Source organism: Streptomyces sp. NBC_00659 (assembly GCF_036226925.1).
GTDB lineage: Bacteria > Actinomycetota > Actinomycetes > Streptomycetales > Streptomycetaceae > Streptomyces.
Genome location: NZ_CP109031.1, coordinates 7624543 through 7639379 on the forward strand (window position 1 = coordinate 7624543; position 14837 = coordinate 7639379).

The 14837-nt window shown below is 71.4% G+C and carries 12 protein-coding genes and 1 pseudogene; 9 read left to right on the forward strand and 4 right to left on the reverse strand.

What is annotated here, in order from left to right; all coding sequences use genetic code 11:
* The first annotated feature begins 221 nt into the window (after window positions 1-221).
* From OG410_RS33345 to dnaK, 5 genes are all read left to right on the forward strand, one after another.
* Window positions 222-2282 carry an alkaline phosphatase family protein gene (locus tag OG410_RS33345; protein ID WP_443063926.1) on the forward strand — a complete coding sequence of 687 codons (2061 nt, stop codon included), beginning with the start codon at window positions 222-224 and terminating at the stop codon, window positions 2280-2282.
* Between the two features lie 197 nt (window positions 2283-2479).
* Window positions 2480-3541, forward strand: a complete 1062-nt coding sequence (locus tag OG410_RS33350) for an ATP-binding protein (protein ID WP_328446361.1) — start codon at window positions 2480-2482, stop codon at window positions 3539-3541.
* Window positions 3538-5349, forward strand: coding sequence for a vWA domain-containing protein (locus OG410_RS33355; protein ID WP_329302505.1), 1812 nt, complete (start codon window positions 3538-3540; stop codon window positions 5347-5349). The genes OG410_RS33350 and OG410_RS33355 overlap by 4 nt, the downstream gene beginning before the upstream one ends.
* A 140-nt stretch (window positions 5350-5489) precedes the next feature.
* A complete protein-coding gene (locus OG410_RS33360; protein ID WP_261705012.1) occupies window positions 5490-5915 on the forward strand; it encodes an OsmC family protein in 426 nt (141 codons plus the stop codon).
* 142 nt (window positions 5916-6057) lie between these two features.
* Complete coding sequence (dnaK, locus tag OG410_RS33365) at window positions 6058-7992, forward strand: molecular chaperone DnaK (RefSeq protein ID WP_329302506.1); 1935 nt, start codon at window positions 6058-6060, stop codon at window positions 7990-7992.
* On the opposite strand, the gene OG410_RS33370 is transcribed toward dnaK, so the two are convergent.
* A complete protein-coding gene (locus OG410_RS33370) occupies window positions 7986-8849 on the reverse strand; it encodes a helix-turn-helix domain-containing protein (protein ID WP_328446345.1) in 864 nt (287 codons plus the stop codon). The two genes, dnaK and OG410_RS33370, sit on opposite strands and share 7 nt — an antisense overlap.
* A gap of 173 nt (window positions 8850-9022) precedes the next feature.
* Window positions 9023-9862: a helix-turn-helix domain-containing protein gene (locus OG410_RS33375; RefSeq protein ID WP_329302507.1), complete on the reverse strand. Its 840-nt coding sequence runs from the start codon at window positions 9860-9862 to the stop codon at window positions 9023-9025.
* 236 nt (window positions 9863-10098) lie between these two features.
* On the opposite strand from OG410_RS33375, the gene OG410_RS33380 reads away from it, so the two are divergent.
* On the forward strand, window positions 10099-10404 hold the full coding sequence (locus OG410_RS33380; protein ID WP_329302508.1) for a 4a-hydroxytetrahydrobiopterin dehydratase: 306 nt from the start codon (window positions 10099-10101) through the stop codon (window positions 10402-10404).
* Between the two features lie 5 nt (window positions 10405-10409).
* Window positions 10410-10517: pseudogene (locus tag OG410_RS33385) on the forward strand (SAM-dependent methyltransferase); the annotation flags it as partial.
* A gap of 63 nt (window positions 10518-10580) precedes the next feature.
* Here OG410_RS33385 and OG410_RS33390 read toward each other — a convergent pair.
* Together OG410_RS33390 and OG410_RS33395 are read right to left on the reverse strand one after the other, a co-directional pair.
* Window positions 10581-11072 (reverse strand): hypothetical protein, encoded by a 492-nt coding sequence (locus tag OG410_RS33390; RefSeq protein WP_443063826.1) that lies wholly within the window; start codon window positions 11070-11072, stop codon window positions 10581-10583.
* Window positions 11069-11503 carry a hypothetical protein gene (locus OG410_RS33395; RefSeq protein ID WP_329304323.1) on the reverse strand — a complete coding sequence of 145 codons (435 nt, stop codon included), beginning with the start codon at window positions 11501-11503 and terminating at the stop codon, window positions 11069-11071. Before OG410_RS33395 ends, OG410_RS33390 begins: the two co-directional genes overlap by 4 nt.
* A gap of 247 nt (window positions 11504-11750) precedes the next feature.
* Between OG410_RS33395 and OG410_RS33400 the strand changes: the two genes are divergently transcribed.
* Both OG410_RS33400 and OG410_RS33405 read left to right on the forward strand, forming a co-directional pair.
* Window positions 11751-12695 (forward strand): helix-turn-helix transcriptional regulator, encoded by a 945-nt coding sequence (locus OG410_RS33400; protein ID WP_329302509.1) that lies wholly within the window; start codon window positions 11751-11753, stop codon window positions 12693-12695.
* An 81-nt stretch (window positions 12696-12776) separates the two neighbouring features.
* On the forward strand, window positions 12777-14654 hold the full coding sequence (locus OG410_RS33405; RefSeq protein WP_443063927.1) for a rhamnogalacturonan lyase: 1878 nt from the start codon (window positions 12777-12779) through the stop codon (window positions 14652-14654).
* Window positions 14655-14837: the final 183 nt, after the last annotated feature.

The following is a 14837-nucleotide window of genomic DNA, read 5'->3' on the forward strand; positions in this document are numbered from 1 at the left end:
GAGTCCCGGCAAAGGGGCATCCGGGGAAGCCTCCTGAGGGACTTCGCGCGGCTTGTGGGGACTTCTGGGGATCTCCGGCCGTTGTGACAGGGTGGGAGCGGGCCGCGCGGACCGGGCGGGCCGGGACGTGAGGTGGACTGGGCGTGGACAAAGGACGTTGGCGGCGCCTCGCCAGCGCGGCGGGGCGCAGCATCACGGTGTGGGCCGTGTCCACGCTCACCATGCTCGTCCTCGCCGGTGCGCTGCCCGACTTCCGGCTCCAGTCGGAGAGCGGGGACAGCGCGACACGGATCGCCGTCACCGCGGCGGCCGGCGCGGGCGTCTTCGGTCTTCTGTCGGCGCTGGTGTGGCCCCTGCTCGTGCGCGCCCTGCTGCTCGTCCCCGCCCTGGTGCTGGGCCTGCTCGTCTTCTTCCTGAACGGCTCGCTGCTGCTGATCGCCCTGCGGCTCAACCCCTCCGGGCACGGCGAGGCGGCCCCCGAGACCGCCGTGGTCGTCGCCGCCGTCATGTCGGCCGTCGCCTCGGCCACCGGTGCCGCCCTCGCCGTACGGGACGACGACGCGTACCGGCGCCGCCTCTACCGGCTCGCCGACCGGCGCCGCAGACGCGCCACCGGACGCCCCGGCCCCTCGACTCACGGCGTGGTCTTCCTCCAGCTCGACGGCGTCGGACACGACGTGCTGCGCGAGGCGATCGGCAAGGGTCTGATGCCCACCGCCGCCCGATGGCTCGACGGGAAGCGCCCCACCCACCGGCTCACCCCGTGGAGAACCGACTGGTCCAGCCAGACCGGCGCCAGCCAGCTCGGCATCCTGCACGGCAGCAACCACGACGTCCCCGCCTTCCGCTGGTACGAGAAAGACACCCAGGAGGTCATGGTCTGCAACCGGCCGACCAGCGCCGCCGAGCTCCAGCGGCGGGCCGTCGCGCACACCGGCGACGGCGGCCTGCTCACCGCCGGCGGCGCGAGCCGGGGCAACCTCTTCAGCGGTGGCGCCGACGAGCTGGCCCTCGTGCTGTCCGTCGCCGCGCGCAGGGGACGGGACAACCGCTCGCGGGCCGGCTACTTCGCCTACTTCTCCGACCCGGCCAATGCCGTCCGTACGGCGATGTCGTTCGTGGCCGAGGTCTTCAGGGAGACGGGCCAGTCCACCCGGGCCCGCCTCCAGCGGCGACGCCCCCGCGTCAAACGCGGCGGGCTGTACCCGTTCGTCCGCGCCTTCGCGACCGTCGTCGAGCGGGACGTCGTGGTCGCCGCGGTGATCGGCGACATGCTCGCCGGGCGCAACGCGGTCTACGCGGACCTGGTGGCCTACGACGAGGTGGCGCACCACTCCGGGCCGCGCAGCCGGGACACGGAGAGGATCCTGGAGCGGCTCGACCGGTCGCTCGCGCTCATCGAGAAGGTCGCCGAGCACGCCCCGCGGCCGTACCGGATCGTCGTGCTCTCCGACCACGGCCAGAGCCCCGGCGAGACCTTCCTGACCAGGTACGGCCTCAGCCTCGGCAATCTGGTCCGGGCCGGCTGCGGGCTGCCCGTGCCCCGCAGGGCCCGCGGGACCCACAGCGGTGCCGAGGCCCGCACCGCCGTCCGGGCCGCGCTGCGCAGACCGGTCGAGGAGCGCGAGGAGCGGCGCGGACCGGCGAGGCGCCGCTCCGAGCCGCTGGTCCTGGCCTCGGGCAACCTCGGCCTCGTCTCCTTCCCCGACGTCACGCACCGGATGAGCCGGGAGGAGATCGACCGGCGCCACCCCGCGCTGCTGTCCACGCTCGCCAACCACCCGGGCATCGGCTTCCTCCTGGTGCGCAGCGAGGAGCACGGCGGCCTCGTGCTCGGGGCGCACGGCGCCGAGGTGCCGGTGGGCCGGCTCGACGACGAACACCCGGGCCCACTGGCCGACTTCGGTCCCGGCGCCGCCGACGCGGTGCGGCGCACGCACACGTTCCCGCACACCGCCGACATCATGGTCAACTCCTGGTACGACCCCGTCGAGGGCGAAGTCCTCGCCTTCGAGGAGCAGATCGGCTCGCACGGCGGGCTCGGCGGCGCCCAGGGGCACCCGTTCCTGCTCTCTCCGCTCACCCTGTCCGCACCGGCCAGCGCGGACAGGGACCCCGCCCGCCCGGACACCGGACTCGTCGGCGCGGCCACGGGACCCACCGGCCCGGACACCGGACTCGTCGGCGCGGAGCGGGTGCACGACGTGCTGCGGCGCTGGCTGCGCGAGTGCGACGGCGCCCAAGTACCGCTGCCGTCCCACCCGGACGAGCAGGCCGCCTGAGCGGCGGCTCCGCCGCGGGGCGGAGAACAGCCGGCCCGTTCACCGGCCGACCCGGTCGCCGGCACCGGAAAAAATGGGAGGCGGCGGACATCGTGCGGCGCCCACACTGTGGGCATCGCACGCCGCGCTTTCGCGCGCGTCCCTCACACATCGCTCGTCTCTCACCCCTCTCTCAACACCCTTCAAGGAGCTCGCCTGTGCAGGCAGCCGTCACCGTCACGCCCTCCCGTGTCCCGGAGCTGCTTCTCGGTCTCGCCACCGTGCGGCCGGTCTTCCTCTGGGGTGCCCCCGGCATCGGAAAGTCCTCCCTGGTCAGGGAGTTCGCCGAATCGCTCGGGCTGGAGTGCGTGAGCCTGCTGGGTACGCAGCTCGCGCCCGAGGACCTGATCGGCGTGCCGCAGATCCGTGACGGGCGTTCCGTCTTCTGCCCGCCGCAGGCCATCGCCCGCGACGAGCCGTACTGCCTGTTCCTGGACGAGCTGAACGCGGCGACGCCCGATGTGCAGAAGGCCTTCTACTCGCTGATCCTGGACCGCCGCATCGGTGACTACGAGCTGCCGAAGGGCTCCATCGTGATCGGCGCGGGCAACCGGGCGACGGACAACGCGCTCGCCCGCCCGATCGCCTCGGCGCTGATCAACCGGCTCACCCACGTCCATCTGGAGGCCTCTCCGAAGGACTGGCTCGTCTGGGCCGCCAAGAACGACATCCATCCCTGGGTGCTCGACCACCTCACCGACCGCCCCGACCACCTGTGGTCCAAGCCGCCGAAGACCGAGGAGCCCTTCTCCACCCCGCGCTCCTGGCACATGCTCTCCGACGCGCTGGGCTCCTTCGGCGACGCGCTCGACGAGGAGACCCTGAAGGTGATCGCCCACGGCACGCTGACGCCCGCGCACGCCGTCGCGTTCTGCGGCTACGTCAAGATCGTGCGCAGTCGCTTCGGCATCGAGGCCATCCTCAAGGGTGACGCCCGCTGGCCCTCCCGTACCGAGGACCGCGATCTCCTCTACTACCTCGCGGAGTCCTTCCGCGGCCGCCTCGTCAAGGAACTCCCGGCCGGCCGGGACCACATCTCGGCGAACGCCCGGCAGACCGCGTACCGGGCGAAGTCCCTGCTCATCCAGCTCGCCGAGATATCCGTCGAGGTCGCCCAGAGCGTCATCGCCTCGGACGCCGACGGCAATCCGGTTCTGCCCGCGTGGTTCCTGGTGGAGGCGGCCCGGGACATGCCGCGCCTGGTGGAGGCGCGCCGGTGAGCCGTTCCCGCAAGGCCGGGGCGAAGGCCAAGGCCAAGCCCGATCCCGCCGCCGAGGCGTTCGCCGAGGGGCTGCGGCTGGTCCGGGCCAATCCGGCGCTGGGCGCGGTCGGCTTCCGCGTCTGCCGGGAGGACACGTGCGCCCGGGCTCCCCGGGACGGGCTGGTGGTCGTCGACTCCAACGGGACCGTGCACGTCAACCCGACCCGTCGCGCCGAACCCGTCGCCTGGGCCTGGGCCCTGGCGCACGCCGTCATCCATCTGGGCTTCGGCCATGTCCCGGCCGCGGCCGGGACGCGCGAGCAGCCGGACCGTTTCGACCTCGCCGCCCGCTGCGTGGTGGTGAACCGCTTCCTGCTCGGCTTCTCGGTGGGGCTGACGCCCGAGGACCTTCCGGACTCCTACCCCGAAGGTGACGAGGAACGGCTCGCCGCGATCTGGCGCCGCGACGGCATCCCGCCCCGGTACGAGCACTGCGGCACGGCGGGCGGTGACCCGGACCAGGCCCTCGTGTCCTGGAACGCCTGGCACGGCAGCACTCCGGCCGACTGGCAGGTGTCCTTCGCGCACGCGCTGATCGGCACCATGTCCGCCGCGATGGACGTGGCGGGCGGGAGACGCGCCTCCATGAGCGAAGGACCCACTCCGCTCCGGCCCTGGGAGCGGGCGCTGAGCTGGTTCGTCTCCTCCTACCCGCTGCTCGGCGGCCTCGCGGCGGGCATCACCCTCGTCGCCGACGCCGAACTCGCCCGCGCCCACGACATCTCCGTCGCCGCCGTGGACACCCAGGCGGCCGAGATCTACATCAACCCGCTGTGCGCGTTCAGCGACGAGGAATGGCGGTTCGTCCTCGCCCACGAGATGCTGCACGCCGCCCTGCGCCACGGCGACCGCTGCGGCACCCGGGACCCGTACCTCTTCAACGTGGCCGCCGACTATGTGATCAACGGGTGGCTGTGCGAGATGCAGATCGGCACGATGCCCGAGGGGCTGCTGCACGACCCGGATCTGAAGGACCTGTCGGCCGAGGAGGTGTACGACCGGATCGCCGGCGATCTGCGCCGGATGCGCCGCCTCGCCACGCTGCGCGGCAGGGGAACGGGCGACATCCTGGGCGGACCGCTCGGCTCGGCGCGCGACTACGTCGACCTCGACGAGTTCTACCGCCGCGGCCTGGCCCGGGGCCTCGATCTGCACCAGCAGCAGGAGCGCGGTTTCCTGCCCGGTGGTCTGGTCGAGGAGATCCGCGCGCTCAGCCATCCGCCGCTGCCCTGGGACGCCCGGCTCGCCCGCTGGTTCGACGAGTTCGTGCCCCGGCCCGAGCCGCTGCGGTCGTACGCGCGTCCCTCCCGCCGGCAGGCGGCCACCCCGGACATCCCCCGTGCGGGCCGCTGGTTCCCGCCCGAGGAGATCGCCCGCTGCACCTTCGGCGTCGTGCTCGACACCTCCGCCTCCATGGACCGCACCCTGCTCGGCAAGGCGCTGGGCGCCATCGCCTCGTACGCCGGGTCCCGCGACGTACCGGCCGCCCGCGTCGTGTTCTGCGACGCCGCCCCGCACGACGCGGGCTATCTGCCCGTCACGGAGATCGCCGGACGCGTACGGGTGCACGGGCGCGGCGGCACCGTGCTGCAGCCGGGCGTCGATCTGCTGCACCGCGCCGACGACTTCCCGCCGGGCGCTCCCGTCCTGGTGATCACGGACGGATACTGCGACGTGCTGCGGGTGCGGCGCGAGCACGCCTATCTGGTGCCGCACGCCGCACGGCTCCCCTTCACCGCGCGCGGGCCGGTCTTCCGGGTGACCTGAGCCCCCGCTGCCCCCGTCCGGCGAAATCCCGGACACGCACCGGCAGGTCGCCGCCCGAACCGCGGGGTGCGCCGGGCCCAGGTGTGATCGGATGGGAGACACGGACCCCGGCAACGGGACCACACCCGAAAGGAATCATCGTGGCAACCACGCGCACCGCACACACCGTGTGGGAAGGCAACCTGCTCGAGGGCAACGGCGTCGTCACCTTCGACTCCTCCGGCATCGGCCAGCAGCCGGTGACGTGGGCGTCGCGGGCCCAGGACGCGAACGGCAAGACCAGCCCCGAGGAGCTGATCGCGGCCGCCCACTCCAGCTGCTTCTCCATGGCGCTGTCGCACGCCCTCGCGGGTGCAGGGACGCCGCCCACCAAGCTCCTCACCAACGCCGACGTCACCTTCCAGCCCGGCGAGGGCATCACCGGCATCCACCTCACGGTCGAGGGCACGGTGCCGGGCCTGGACAACGACGGCTTCGTCGCGGCGGCCGAGGACGCCAAGAAGAACTGCCCGGTCAGCCAGGCCCTGACCGGTACGACGATCACGCTGTCGGCGAAGCTCGCCTGACGCTCGTACGCCGATGCCGCGTCCTCCCCGCGAGGGCGCGGCATCGGCGTGTCCGCCCGCGTACGCCGTCCGCGCCATTGACAAGCGAGAACACAGGCTATGCGCTTGGGGGCGGGCAGAGCCGTGGCGGAAGGGGACGGACATGGCACGTGCGGTCGGGATCGATCTGGGGACGACGAACTCGGTGGTGGCCGTCCTGGAGGGCGGTGAGGCGACGGTCGTCGCCAACGCCGAGGGAGCACGCACCACACCCTCGGTGGTGGCCTTCGCCAAGAACGGCGAGGTGCTGGTCGGCGAGGTCGCCAAACGGCAGGCCGTGACGAACGTGGAGCGCACCGCGCGGTCCGTGAAGCGGTACATGGGCGACGTGAACTGGCGGTTTCCCGGGAAGGGCAGCATCGACGGCACCCGCTACCGCGCCCAGGAGCTGTCCGCGCGGGTGCTGCAGAAGCTGAAGCGGGACGCCGAGGCCTATCTGGGCCAGGACGTCACGGACGCCGTCATCACCGTACCCGCCTACTTCGACGACGCGCAGCGCCAGGCCACCAAGGAGGCGGGCGAGATCGCGGGGCTGAAGGTCCTACGGATCATCAACGAGCCGACCGCCGCGGCCCTGGCGTACGGGCTCGACCGCGGGGAGGAGCAGACCGTCCTCGTCTTCGACCTGGGCGGCGGCACCTTCGACGTCTCGCTCCTGGAGATCGGTGACGGGGTCATCGAGGTCAAGGCGACCAACGGTGACACCCGGCTGGGCGGTGACGACTGGGACCAGCGGATCGTCGAGCACCTCGCCCAGCGCTTCAAGGCCGCGCACGGCATCGATCTCGGACACGACAAGATGGCTCTGCAACGGCTGCGCGAGGGCGCGGAGAAGGCCAAGATCGAGCTGTCCTCGTCCACCGAGACCACCGTCAACCTGCCCTACATCACCGCCACCGCCCAAGGCCCCCTGCACCTCGACGAGAAACTGACGCGTGCTCAGTTCCAGGAGCTGACGGCCGACTTGCTCGACCGTTGCAAGACCCCCTTCCACCAGGCCGTCAAGGACGCCGGTGTGAAACTGTCCGCCGTCGACCACGTCATCCTGGTCGGCGGATCCACCCGGATGCCCGCCGTCACCGACCTGGTGAAGGAACTCACCGGCAGGGACCCGCACAAGGGCGTCAACCCGGACGAGGTCGTGGCTCTCGGCGCCGGACTCCAGGCCGGTGTGATCCGCGGAGACGTGAAGGACGTCCTGCTCCTCGACGTCACCCCGCTGTCCCTCGGCATCGAGACCAAGGGCGGCATCATGACCACGCTCATCGAGCGCAACACCACGATTCCCACGCGGCGTTCGGAGATCTTCACGACGGCCGCCGACAACCAGCCCTCGGTCGGCATCCAGGTCTACCAGGGCGAGCGCGAGATCGCCGCCTACAACAAGAAGCTCGGCGTCTTCGACCTCACCGGGCTGCCGCCCGCGCCGCGCGGTGTCCCGCAGATCGAGGTGGCCTTCGACATCGACGCCAACGGGATCACCCACGTCTCCGCGAAGGACCTGGCCACCGGGCGCGAGCAGAAGATGACCGTGACCGGCGGCTCCGCGCTGCCCAAGGACGACATCGACCGCCTGGTGCGCGAGGCCGAGCAGTACGCCGAGGAGGACCGGCGCAACCGGGAGGCGGCCGAGACCCGTAACCACGGCGAGCAACTCGTGTACCAGACCGAGAAGTTCGTCCGCGAGAACGACGAACGCATCCCCGCCGACACCAAGGACGCGGTCGCCTCGTCGGCCGCCGAACTGAAAGAGCTTCTGGAGGACTCCTCCACCGACACCGCCGCTCTGCGCGGCGCCATCGAGAAACTGGCCACCGTCAGCCAGCAGATGGGCCAGGCCATGTACGCCCAGGCCCAGCAGAGGCCGGCCCCGCAGGACCAGCCGCCCACCGAGCAGGTGCCGACCGAGCAGGCGCAGGACGACGAGGACGTGGTGGACGCGGAGATCGTGGACGAGGACCGCGCAAGGGACACAGAGGCCGCAGGGGACGGAGGGGGCGGCCGGGACAGGTCCCCCGGGCCGGGGCCCGCTCAGTAGCGCTCGCGGAACTCCCGGAGGATCTCCTTGGTGCGTTCGGCGGAGGCGGAGTGGGCCGACATGTGGTCCAGCACCTCCAGATGCAGGGCCACCTCCTCGCGCGCGTCGAGATAGAGAGCGCCGGTCACGTACTCGCTGTAGACGATGTCCGGCAGCTCTCGCTCGGCGAAGCGGAACAGCGCGAAGGACGTGTACGTCCCCGGGTGCGGGCCGGCCGCGAACTCCGCGACCTGAAGCGTGACGTGATCGAGCTCGACCCATTCGAGGAGCCGGTCCATCTGGTCGCGCATGACCTCACCCCGGATGCTCACCGGACGCAGCAACGCCGTCTCGTCCATGATCACCCAGAGGTGGGGAGGGTTCTCGCGGGTGAGCAGCGCCTGCCGTTTCATGCGCAGCGCCACATGCCGGTCGATGGCCTCGGTACCCGTCTGCCCGACGGTCCCGGCCTCCAGCACGGCCCGCGCGTACTCCTCGGTCTGCAGCAGCCCTGGCACGAAGTGCGGTTCGTAACTGCGGATCAGCCGGGCCGCGCCCTCCAGGCTGACGTGCATGCTGAACCAGTCAGGCAGCACGTCGTGGTAGCGCTGCCACCAGCCCGGTTCGTTCGCCTCCTCGGCCAGTGCCACGAAGGTGTCCGTCTCGTCCTCGGAGACACCGTACGTCGTCAGCAGAACCTGCACGTAAGGGATCTTGAGGGCGACCTCGGCCATCTCCATCCGCCGCACGGTCGCCGGCGCGACCCTCAGGACACGCGCGGCTTCCTCCCGTTTCAGGCCGGCGGCCTCGCGCAGCTCCTGGAGCCGTCGCCCCAGAACCACCTGCCCCACCGTGGGTGCCGGCCGCCGCTCACTCACGCCACGCCTCCCCACGCGCCGAAGTATGCGTGCAGTGTGCCATGTCCGTGCGGAACCATCATCGATTGGCCTCAACATGCTTACAGCCAGCGCGATCTGACGCACCGTAGGCATCATGCCGCTCATGCCTCACCACCGTCACCGGCGCCCTCTCCGCCGTTGTTGACAGAAGATCACGCGTGCAGCGAGTGAAGGTACTTGCCCGTTGCGGGGTCCGCCGGGAGGAACGTCTCGATGGCCAGCTCGGCGACCGTCACGTCCATCGGGGTGTTGAACGTCGAGATGGACGAGATGAACGACAGCACCCGCCCCTCGTGCTCGATCCGCATCGGGAGCGCGAAGTGGGGCGCGGGACCGAGCGGCTCGTCGTCGTCCACCTCCGCGTCCCGGTCCGGGACCGGATACGCCGCCACCTCCTCGTACAGCGCGCGCAGCGGCTCCGAACGGCGCAACGCGATCTGCCGGTCCATCTGGGCGAGCAGATGATCCCGCCACGTGCGCAGATTGCGGATGCGCGGCGCCAGGCCCTCCGGATGCAGGGTCAGCCGCATCGCGTTCAGTGGCGGCACGAGGAGCCGGTCCGTGACACCGTCCAGCAGCAGGGCGACCCCGCGGTTCGCGGCCAGGACGTCGTACCTCGCGTCGAGCACCAGCGCCGGATACGGCTCGTAGCCCTGGATCAGCCGTTCCATGCCCTCGCGCAGCGCGTCCATCGACGGGTCGTCGATCGGGGTCTCCGCGTAGCGCGGCGCGTAACCCGCCGCGAGCAGCAGCGCGTTGCGCTCGCGGACCGGCACATCGAGGTGCTCGGCGAGCCGCAGCACCATTTCCTCGCTGGGGCGGGAACGGCCCGTCTCGATGAAACTGATGTGCCGGGCCGAGGACTCCGCCCGCAGGGCGAGCTCCAGTTGGCTCACCCGGCGCTGCTCCCGCCAGGCGCGCAGCAGCGGCCCGACACCGCCGTCGGTGGAGATACGCGGGACGGCGGCGGAACCGGACGGGACAGGGCTCATAGGAGGACGGTAGCCGAGGAGCGGCGCGTGAACGTTCGCCCGGGGCGGTGACCGGCGGGCACCCGTCCGGCCGCCGTGGGGAGCCGCCGCGCCCCGGGTGCCCTGCCGAGGGGGGACGGCTGTGGCACGCTGGGCGAAGGGCCCGCTCCGCTGCCTCTCGGGGCCGGTCCGCCCCCTGAGCCACCTCGGACTCACCGCCCCGCACGCCTCACCCGCCGTACGAAGGGATCACGTCCATGGCCGTCGAACCGCTGGAGCCCAAGGAGATCGAGGAGCGGCTGGCGGAGCTGCCCGGCTGGTCGCTGGACGGCGACCGGCTCGCCCGTACCTACCGGCTCGGCACACACTTCGCGGCGACCGCGATGGTCGTGCACATCGCCCAGGTGCAGGAGGAGCTCGACCACCACTCCGACCTCACCCTCGGCTACAACACGATCGCCCTCACCGTGAACACGCACAGCGTCGGCGGCGCCGTCACCGTGCTCGACTTCGATCTCGCCCGCAGGGTGGAGGAACTCGCGCCGGGACACGGGGCGAGCTGACCTCCGTGCTGGACCACGACAAGGAAGCGGACCGCTACGACGCGACGCGCGGCGGCGAACCACGTGCCGCCGCCGCGGCCGCCGTGCTCGCCCTGGTCCCCGACGATGCGCGGGGCCCTTCGCAGGAACTGAACTCGTGCGAACCGAACCGAACCGGACCGGGCCAGGGCCCGGGGTCAGAGGGGCTTCCTCCGGGTGAAGTCCATGGTCCAGTTCGTCAGCCAGGTGTTCTCCCCGTCCACGGAGAAGGCCTGTTCCCAGCGAGCCGTCGTCTCCGAGATCCCCGACCACACGAACCGCACCCGCACGTCCTTCCCGTCATGGGTGTCGTCGCCGTGGAACTCCCCGCGTCCGTCCGGTCCGAACCGCCCGAGCACCGGCGGGAACAGCCGGCCGCTGCGGCTGGACGACCAGTTCAGCGACCACCGCCCGGTCTCCACGTCGAAGAGCCGCAGCGTCAGGCCCGTCCATCCCTGGCTCGGCACGTCGATCTCGTCGATGTTCGCGGCGCCGCGGAACAGGTCCCAGCAGCGGCTGACCGCGGAGAACTCCTCCCAGTCGCTCTCCGGGTCGAGAAAGTCCGTACGACGGCGGTTGACGACGTCCCAGTCGCCGTGGAGGAAGTCGAAGTCGTTCAGGGCCGGCACGTTGTCCCGGACGTCGTTCATGCGCGGTCTCCTGTGGTTCCTTCAGGCAGGGAGTCGGTCAAGTAGGCGGCCAGGTCGGGTACTTCGGAGGCGAGCAGATGCCGTACCCAGGCGTCCCGCTCGTGCAGGACCGGCGGCAGCTCCCAGACGCAGCCGATCCAGGGGAGGTCCGTGATGACGAAGTGCGCCGGGTCGCGGTCGGGGCAGCCCAGCACCTGCTGGCCCGCGGCGGCCCCCCGGAAGTGCAGGACGTTGTCCCACACCCAGCTGTACGCGTTGAGATAGGCGCCGTCGTCTGCGCCCCGGTGCAGGACGACGAACGTGGCCGGCGGGGTGCCGTCCGGCTCGGGAAGCAGCCGCGGCAGGATCGCGTAGGCCGCCCTTTCGACCTCCGGCTCGATACCGGCGGGGTCCGCGGTCACGTGATACCGCTTGATCCGCCGCCCCGCCATCTCGATGGGCGGCGGCACGGTCAGGAACTTCTCCCTGAAGGGCGCACGGGCGGGGGACGCGTCCGAGGCTGTGGAAGCCCCGGAGCCGCCGGAACCGTCGGAAGCCCCGGAAGCCCCGGAAGCCCCGGACGTATCGGATGCCCCGGAGGGCGCTGAGGCCGACACCACCGCCGGAGCGGTGGACGGCGTGGAGGTAGCTGAAGCCATGGCAGGGACGCTAGGCCCGCTTCACTGACACCATGTGTCAGTGAAGTCCAGCCGTCTCATCTCGATCCTGCTGCTGCTCCAGACCCGGGGCAGACTCACCGCCGCCCAGCTCGCCGCGGAACTGGAGGTGTCGGTACGGACGGTGTACCGGGACGTCGAGGCACTGAGCGCGGCGGGCGTCCCGCTCTACGGCGACGCGGGGCACGAAGGCGGCTACCGCCTCCTCGACGGCTACCGCACCCGCCTCACCGGCCTCACCACCGAGGAAGCCGAGGCCCTGTTCCTCGCCGGGATACCCGGGCCCGCCGCCGAACTCGGACTCGGCGCGGTGCTCGCCGCGGCCCAGCTCAAGGTGCGTGCCGCCCTGCCGCACGAACTGCGCGAGCACGCGGACCGGGTGAGCGGCCGCTTCCACCTGGACGCGCCGGGCTGGTACGCGGACGCCGACAAGACCCCGTACCTCACCGCGGTCGCCGACGCCGTCTGGAACGGCCGGGTCCTCGACGTCCGCTACCGCCGCTGGCGCGAACCCACCGACGTGGACCGCCGCCTGGAACCGTACGGTCTCGTCCTGAAGGCGGGGCGCTGGTACGTCGTCGCGGGTCCGGGTCCGCGCACCTACCGGGTGGACCAGATTCTCGAACTGCGCACCTCGGAAGCGGAGTTCACCCGGCCCGAGGGATTCGATCTGGCGGAGTACTGGACCGCCTACCAACGGGACTTCCACGAGCGGCTGCACCGGGCGGAGGCGGTCGTGCGGATCGCGCCCGGAACCGTCCTGAGCGGTCTCGCCGGCCGGGCGGTGGCGGTCGACGGGCGTACGGACAAGCAGGGTTGGACGTGCGCCACCGTCCCCGTCGAGTCCCTGGAGCAGGCCCACGACGACTTCCTGCGGCTCGGCACGGCCGTCGAGGTCCTGGAGCCGCCCGAGCTGCGCGCCCGCATCGCCGAGACGGTCGCCGAGCTGGCCCGCAGATACGCGTAGAGAGCGCTTGCTGCGAGGCGGCAACTCCCCTGCGCGCAGCGGCGACTGGGAAGGCAGAAGCAGTCTGTCCTCCCAGGAGGTATCACCGTGCAGCACCCGCAACGGCAGCACCGCAGACGTGCGATCGGCTCGGCCCTGGCGGCCGCGGCGCTCATCACCGCCGGACTCACCGGTCTCGGCGCCGCTCCGGCCCGGGCGGCCACGGCGCGACAGGTCGAAGCCCTCGACCGAGGCGTCGTCAGCGTCCACACCGACAGCGGCAACCTGGTCACCTGGCGCTGGCTCGGCACCGATCCGAACGACGTGTCGTTCAACGTCTACCGCGCCGGGACCCTGGTCAACTCCACCCCGGTCAGCGGATCCACGAACTACTTCCACTCGGGCGCGCCCGCGCAGGCCGACTACACGGTCCGCGCGATCGTGAACGGCGTGGAGCAGGCGGACTCCGTCCACGCCGTCCAGTTCAGGGCGGGCTACAAGGACGTTCCCATCACCCCGCCCGCGGGCGGCACCGCCCCCGACGGTGTCGCGTACACCTACGAGGCCAACGACGTCTCCGTCGGCGACCTCGACGGCGACGGCGCGCTCGACTTCGTCCTCAAGTGGCAGCCGACCAACGCCAAGGACAACTCCCAGTCCGGTTACACCGGCAACACGATCGTCGACGGCGTCAAGCTTGATGGCACCCGCCTGTGGCGCGTCGACCTCGGCCGGAACATCCGCTCCGGCGCCCACTACACACAGTTCCAGGTGTACGACTACGACGGTGACGGCAAGGCCGAGGTCGCCATGAAGACCGCGGACGGCACGACGGACGGCCGGGGCACGGTGATCGGCAGTTCCTCCGCCGACTACCGCAACTCCAGCGGATACGTCCTCTCCGGGCCCGAGTACCTGACCATGTTCAACGGTCAGACCGGGGCGGCCATGGGCACCGTCGACTATGTCCCGGCGCGCGGCACGGTCTCCTCCTGGGGTGACTCCTACGGCAACCGCGTCGACCGATTCCTGGCGGGTACCGCCTACTTGGACGGTTCCCGGCCCTCCCTGATCATGGCGCGCGGCTACTACACGCGTACGGTCGTCGCGGCCTGGGACTGGCGGGGCGGCGCGTTCACCCGGCGGTGGACCTTCGACACCAACTCCTCGACCAACAGCGGCAAGGGGTACGACGGGCAGGGCAACCACCAGCTGTCCGTGGCCGATGTCGACGGCGACGGCAAGGACGAGATCGTGTACGGCTCGATGGCCGTCGACGACAACGGCGCCGGACTGTGGACCACCGGGAACGGCCACGGCGACGCCCTGCACGTCGGTGATCTCGACCCGTCCCGGGCCGGCCTGGAGGAGTTCAAGGTGGACGAGGACTCCACCAAGCCGTCCTCGTGGATGGCGGACGCCAGGACCGGCGCGATCCTCTGGTCGACGGCCGCCAACGGCGACAACGGCCGGGGTGTGTCCGGGGATGTCTGGGCGGGCAGCGCGGGGGCCGAGTCCTGGTCCTCGCGCGCCGACGGGGTCCGGGGTCCGCAGGGCACGGTGGTGGCCACCCGCAAGCCGGGCAGCATCAACTTCCTGTCCTGGTGGGACGGGGACACCGTCCGCGAACTCCTCGACGACACCCACATCGACAAGTACGGCACATCCGCCGACACCCGCCTGCTGACCGGCTCGGGTGTCCATTCCGACAACGGCACCAAGGCGACTCCGTCCCTGTCCGGCGACATTCTCGGCGACTGGCGCGAGGAAGTCGTCTGGCCCACGACGGACAACACGGCCCTGAGGATCTACTCCACCCCCTACGAGACCACCACGAAGATCACCACCCTGCTCCACGACACCCAGTACCGCACAGCCCTGGCCTGGCAGAACACCGCGTACAACCAGCCCCCGCACCCGAGCTTCTTCCTCGGCAACGGCATGGCGACGGCTCCGCGACCGTCGGTGTACACGCCGTGAGCCGCTGAGTCCCTGTGGCCGAGCACAGGTCGCGGCGGCCCTCCGAACCCGTCGGAGAGCCGCCGCGACCTGTATCTGTCGGGGGGTCCGTGCCTTCCGGGTCCAGGCGGCCGGTGCGGGCCCGTCCTCGGCGGCGGCGCCTTGTAGGCTCGTAGGTGCCGGAGCCCGGCCCGACTGTGACGC

Bases quoted from the DNA above. Each gene is read 5' to 3' on its own strand.
- OG410_RS33345 (WP_443063926.1), top strand. From the start codon at position 222: ATGCTCGTCCTCGCCGGTGCGCTGCCCGACTTCCGGCTCCAGTCGGAG.
- dnaK (WP_329302506.1), top strand. From the start codon at position 6,058: ATGGCACGTGCGGTCGGGATCGATCTGGGGACGACGAACTCGGTGGTG.
- OG410_RS33375 (WP_329302507.1), bottom strand. From the start codon at position 9,862: ATGAGCCCTGTCCCGTCCGGTTCCGCCGCCGTCCCGCGTATCTCCACC.
- OG410_RS33380 (WP_329302508.1), top strand. From the start codon at position 10,099: ATGGCCGTCGAACCGCTGGAGCCCAAGGAGATCGAGGAGCGGCTGGCG.
- OG410_RS33390 (WP_443063826.1), bottom strand. From the start codon at position 11,072: ATGAACGACGTCCGGGACAACGTGCCGGCCCTGAACGACTTCGACTTC.
- OG410_RS33395 (WP_329304323.1), bottom strand. From the start codon at position 11,503: ATGGCGGGGCGGCGGATCAAGCGGTATCACGTGACCGCGGACCCCGCC.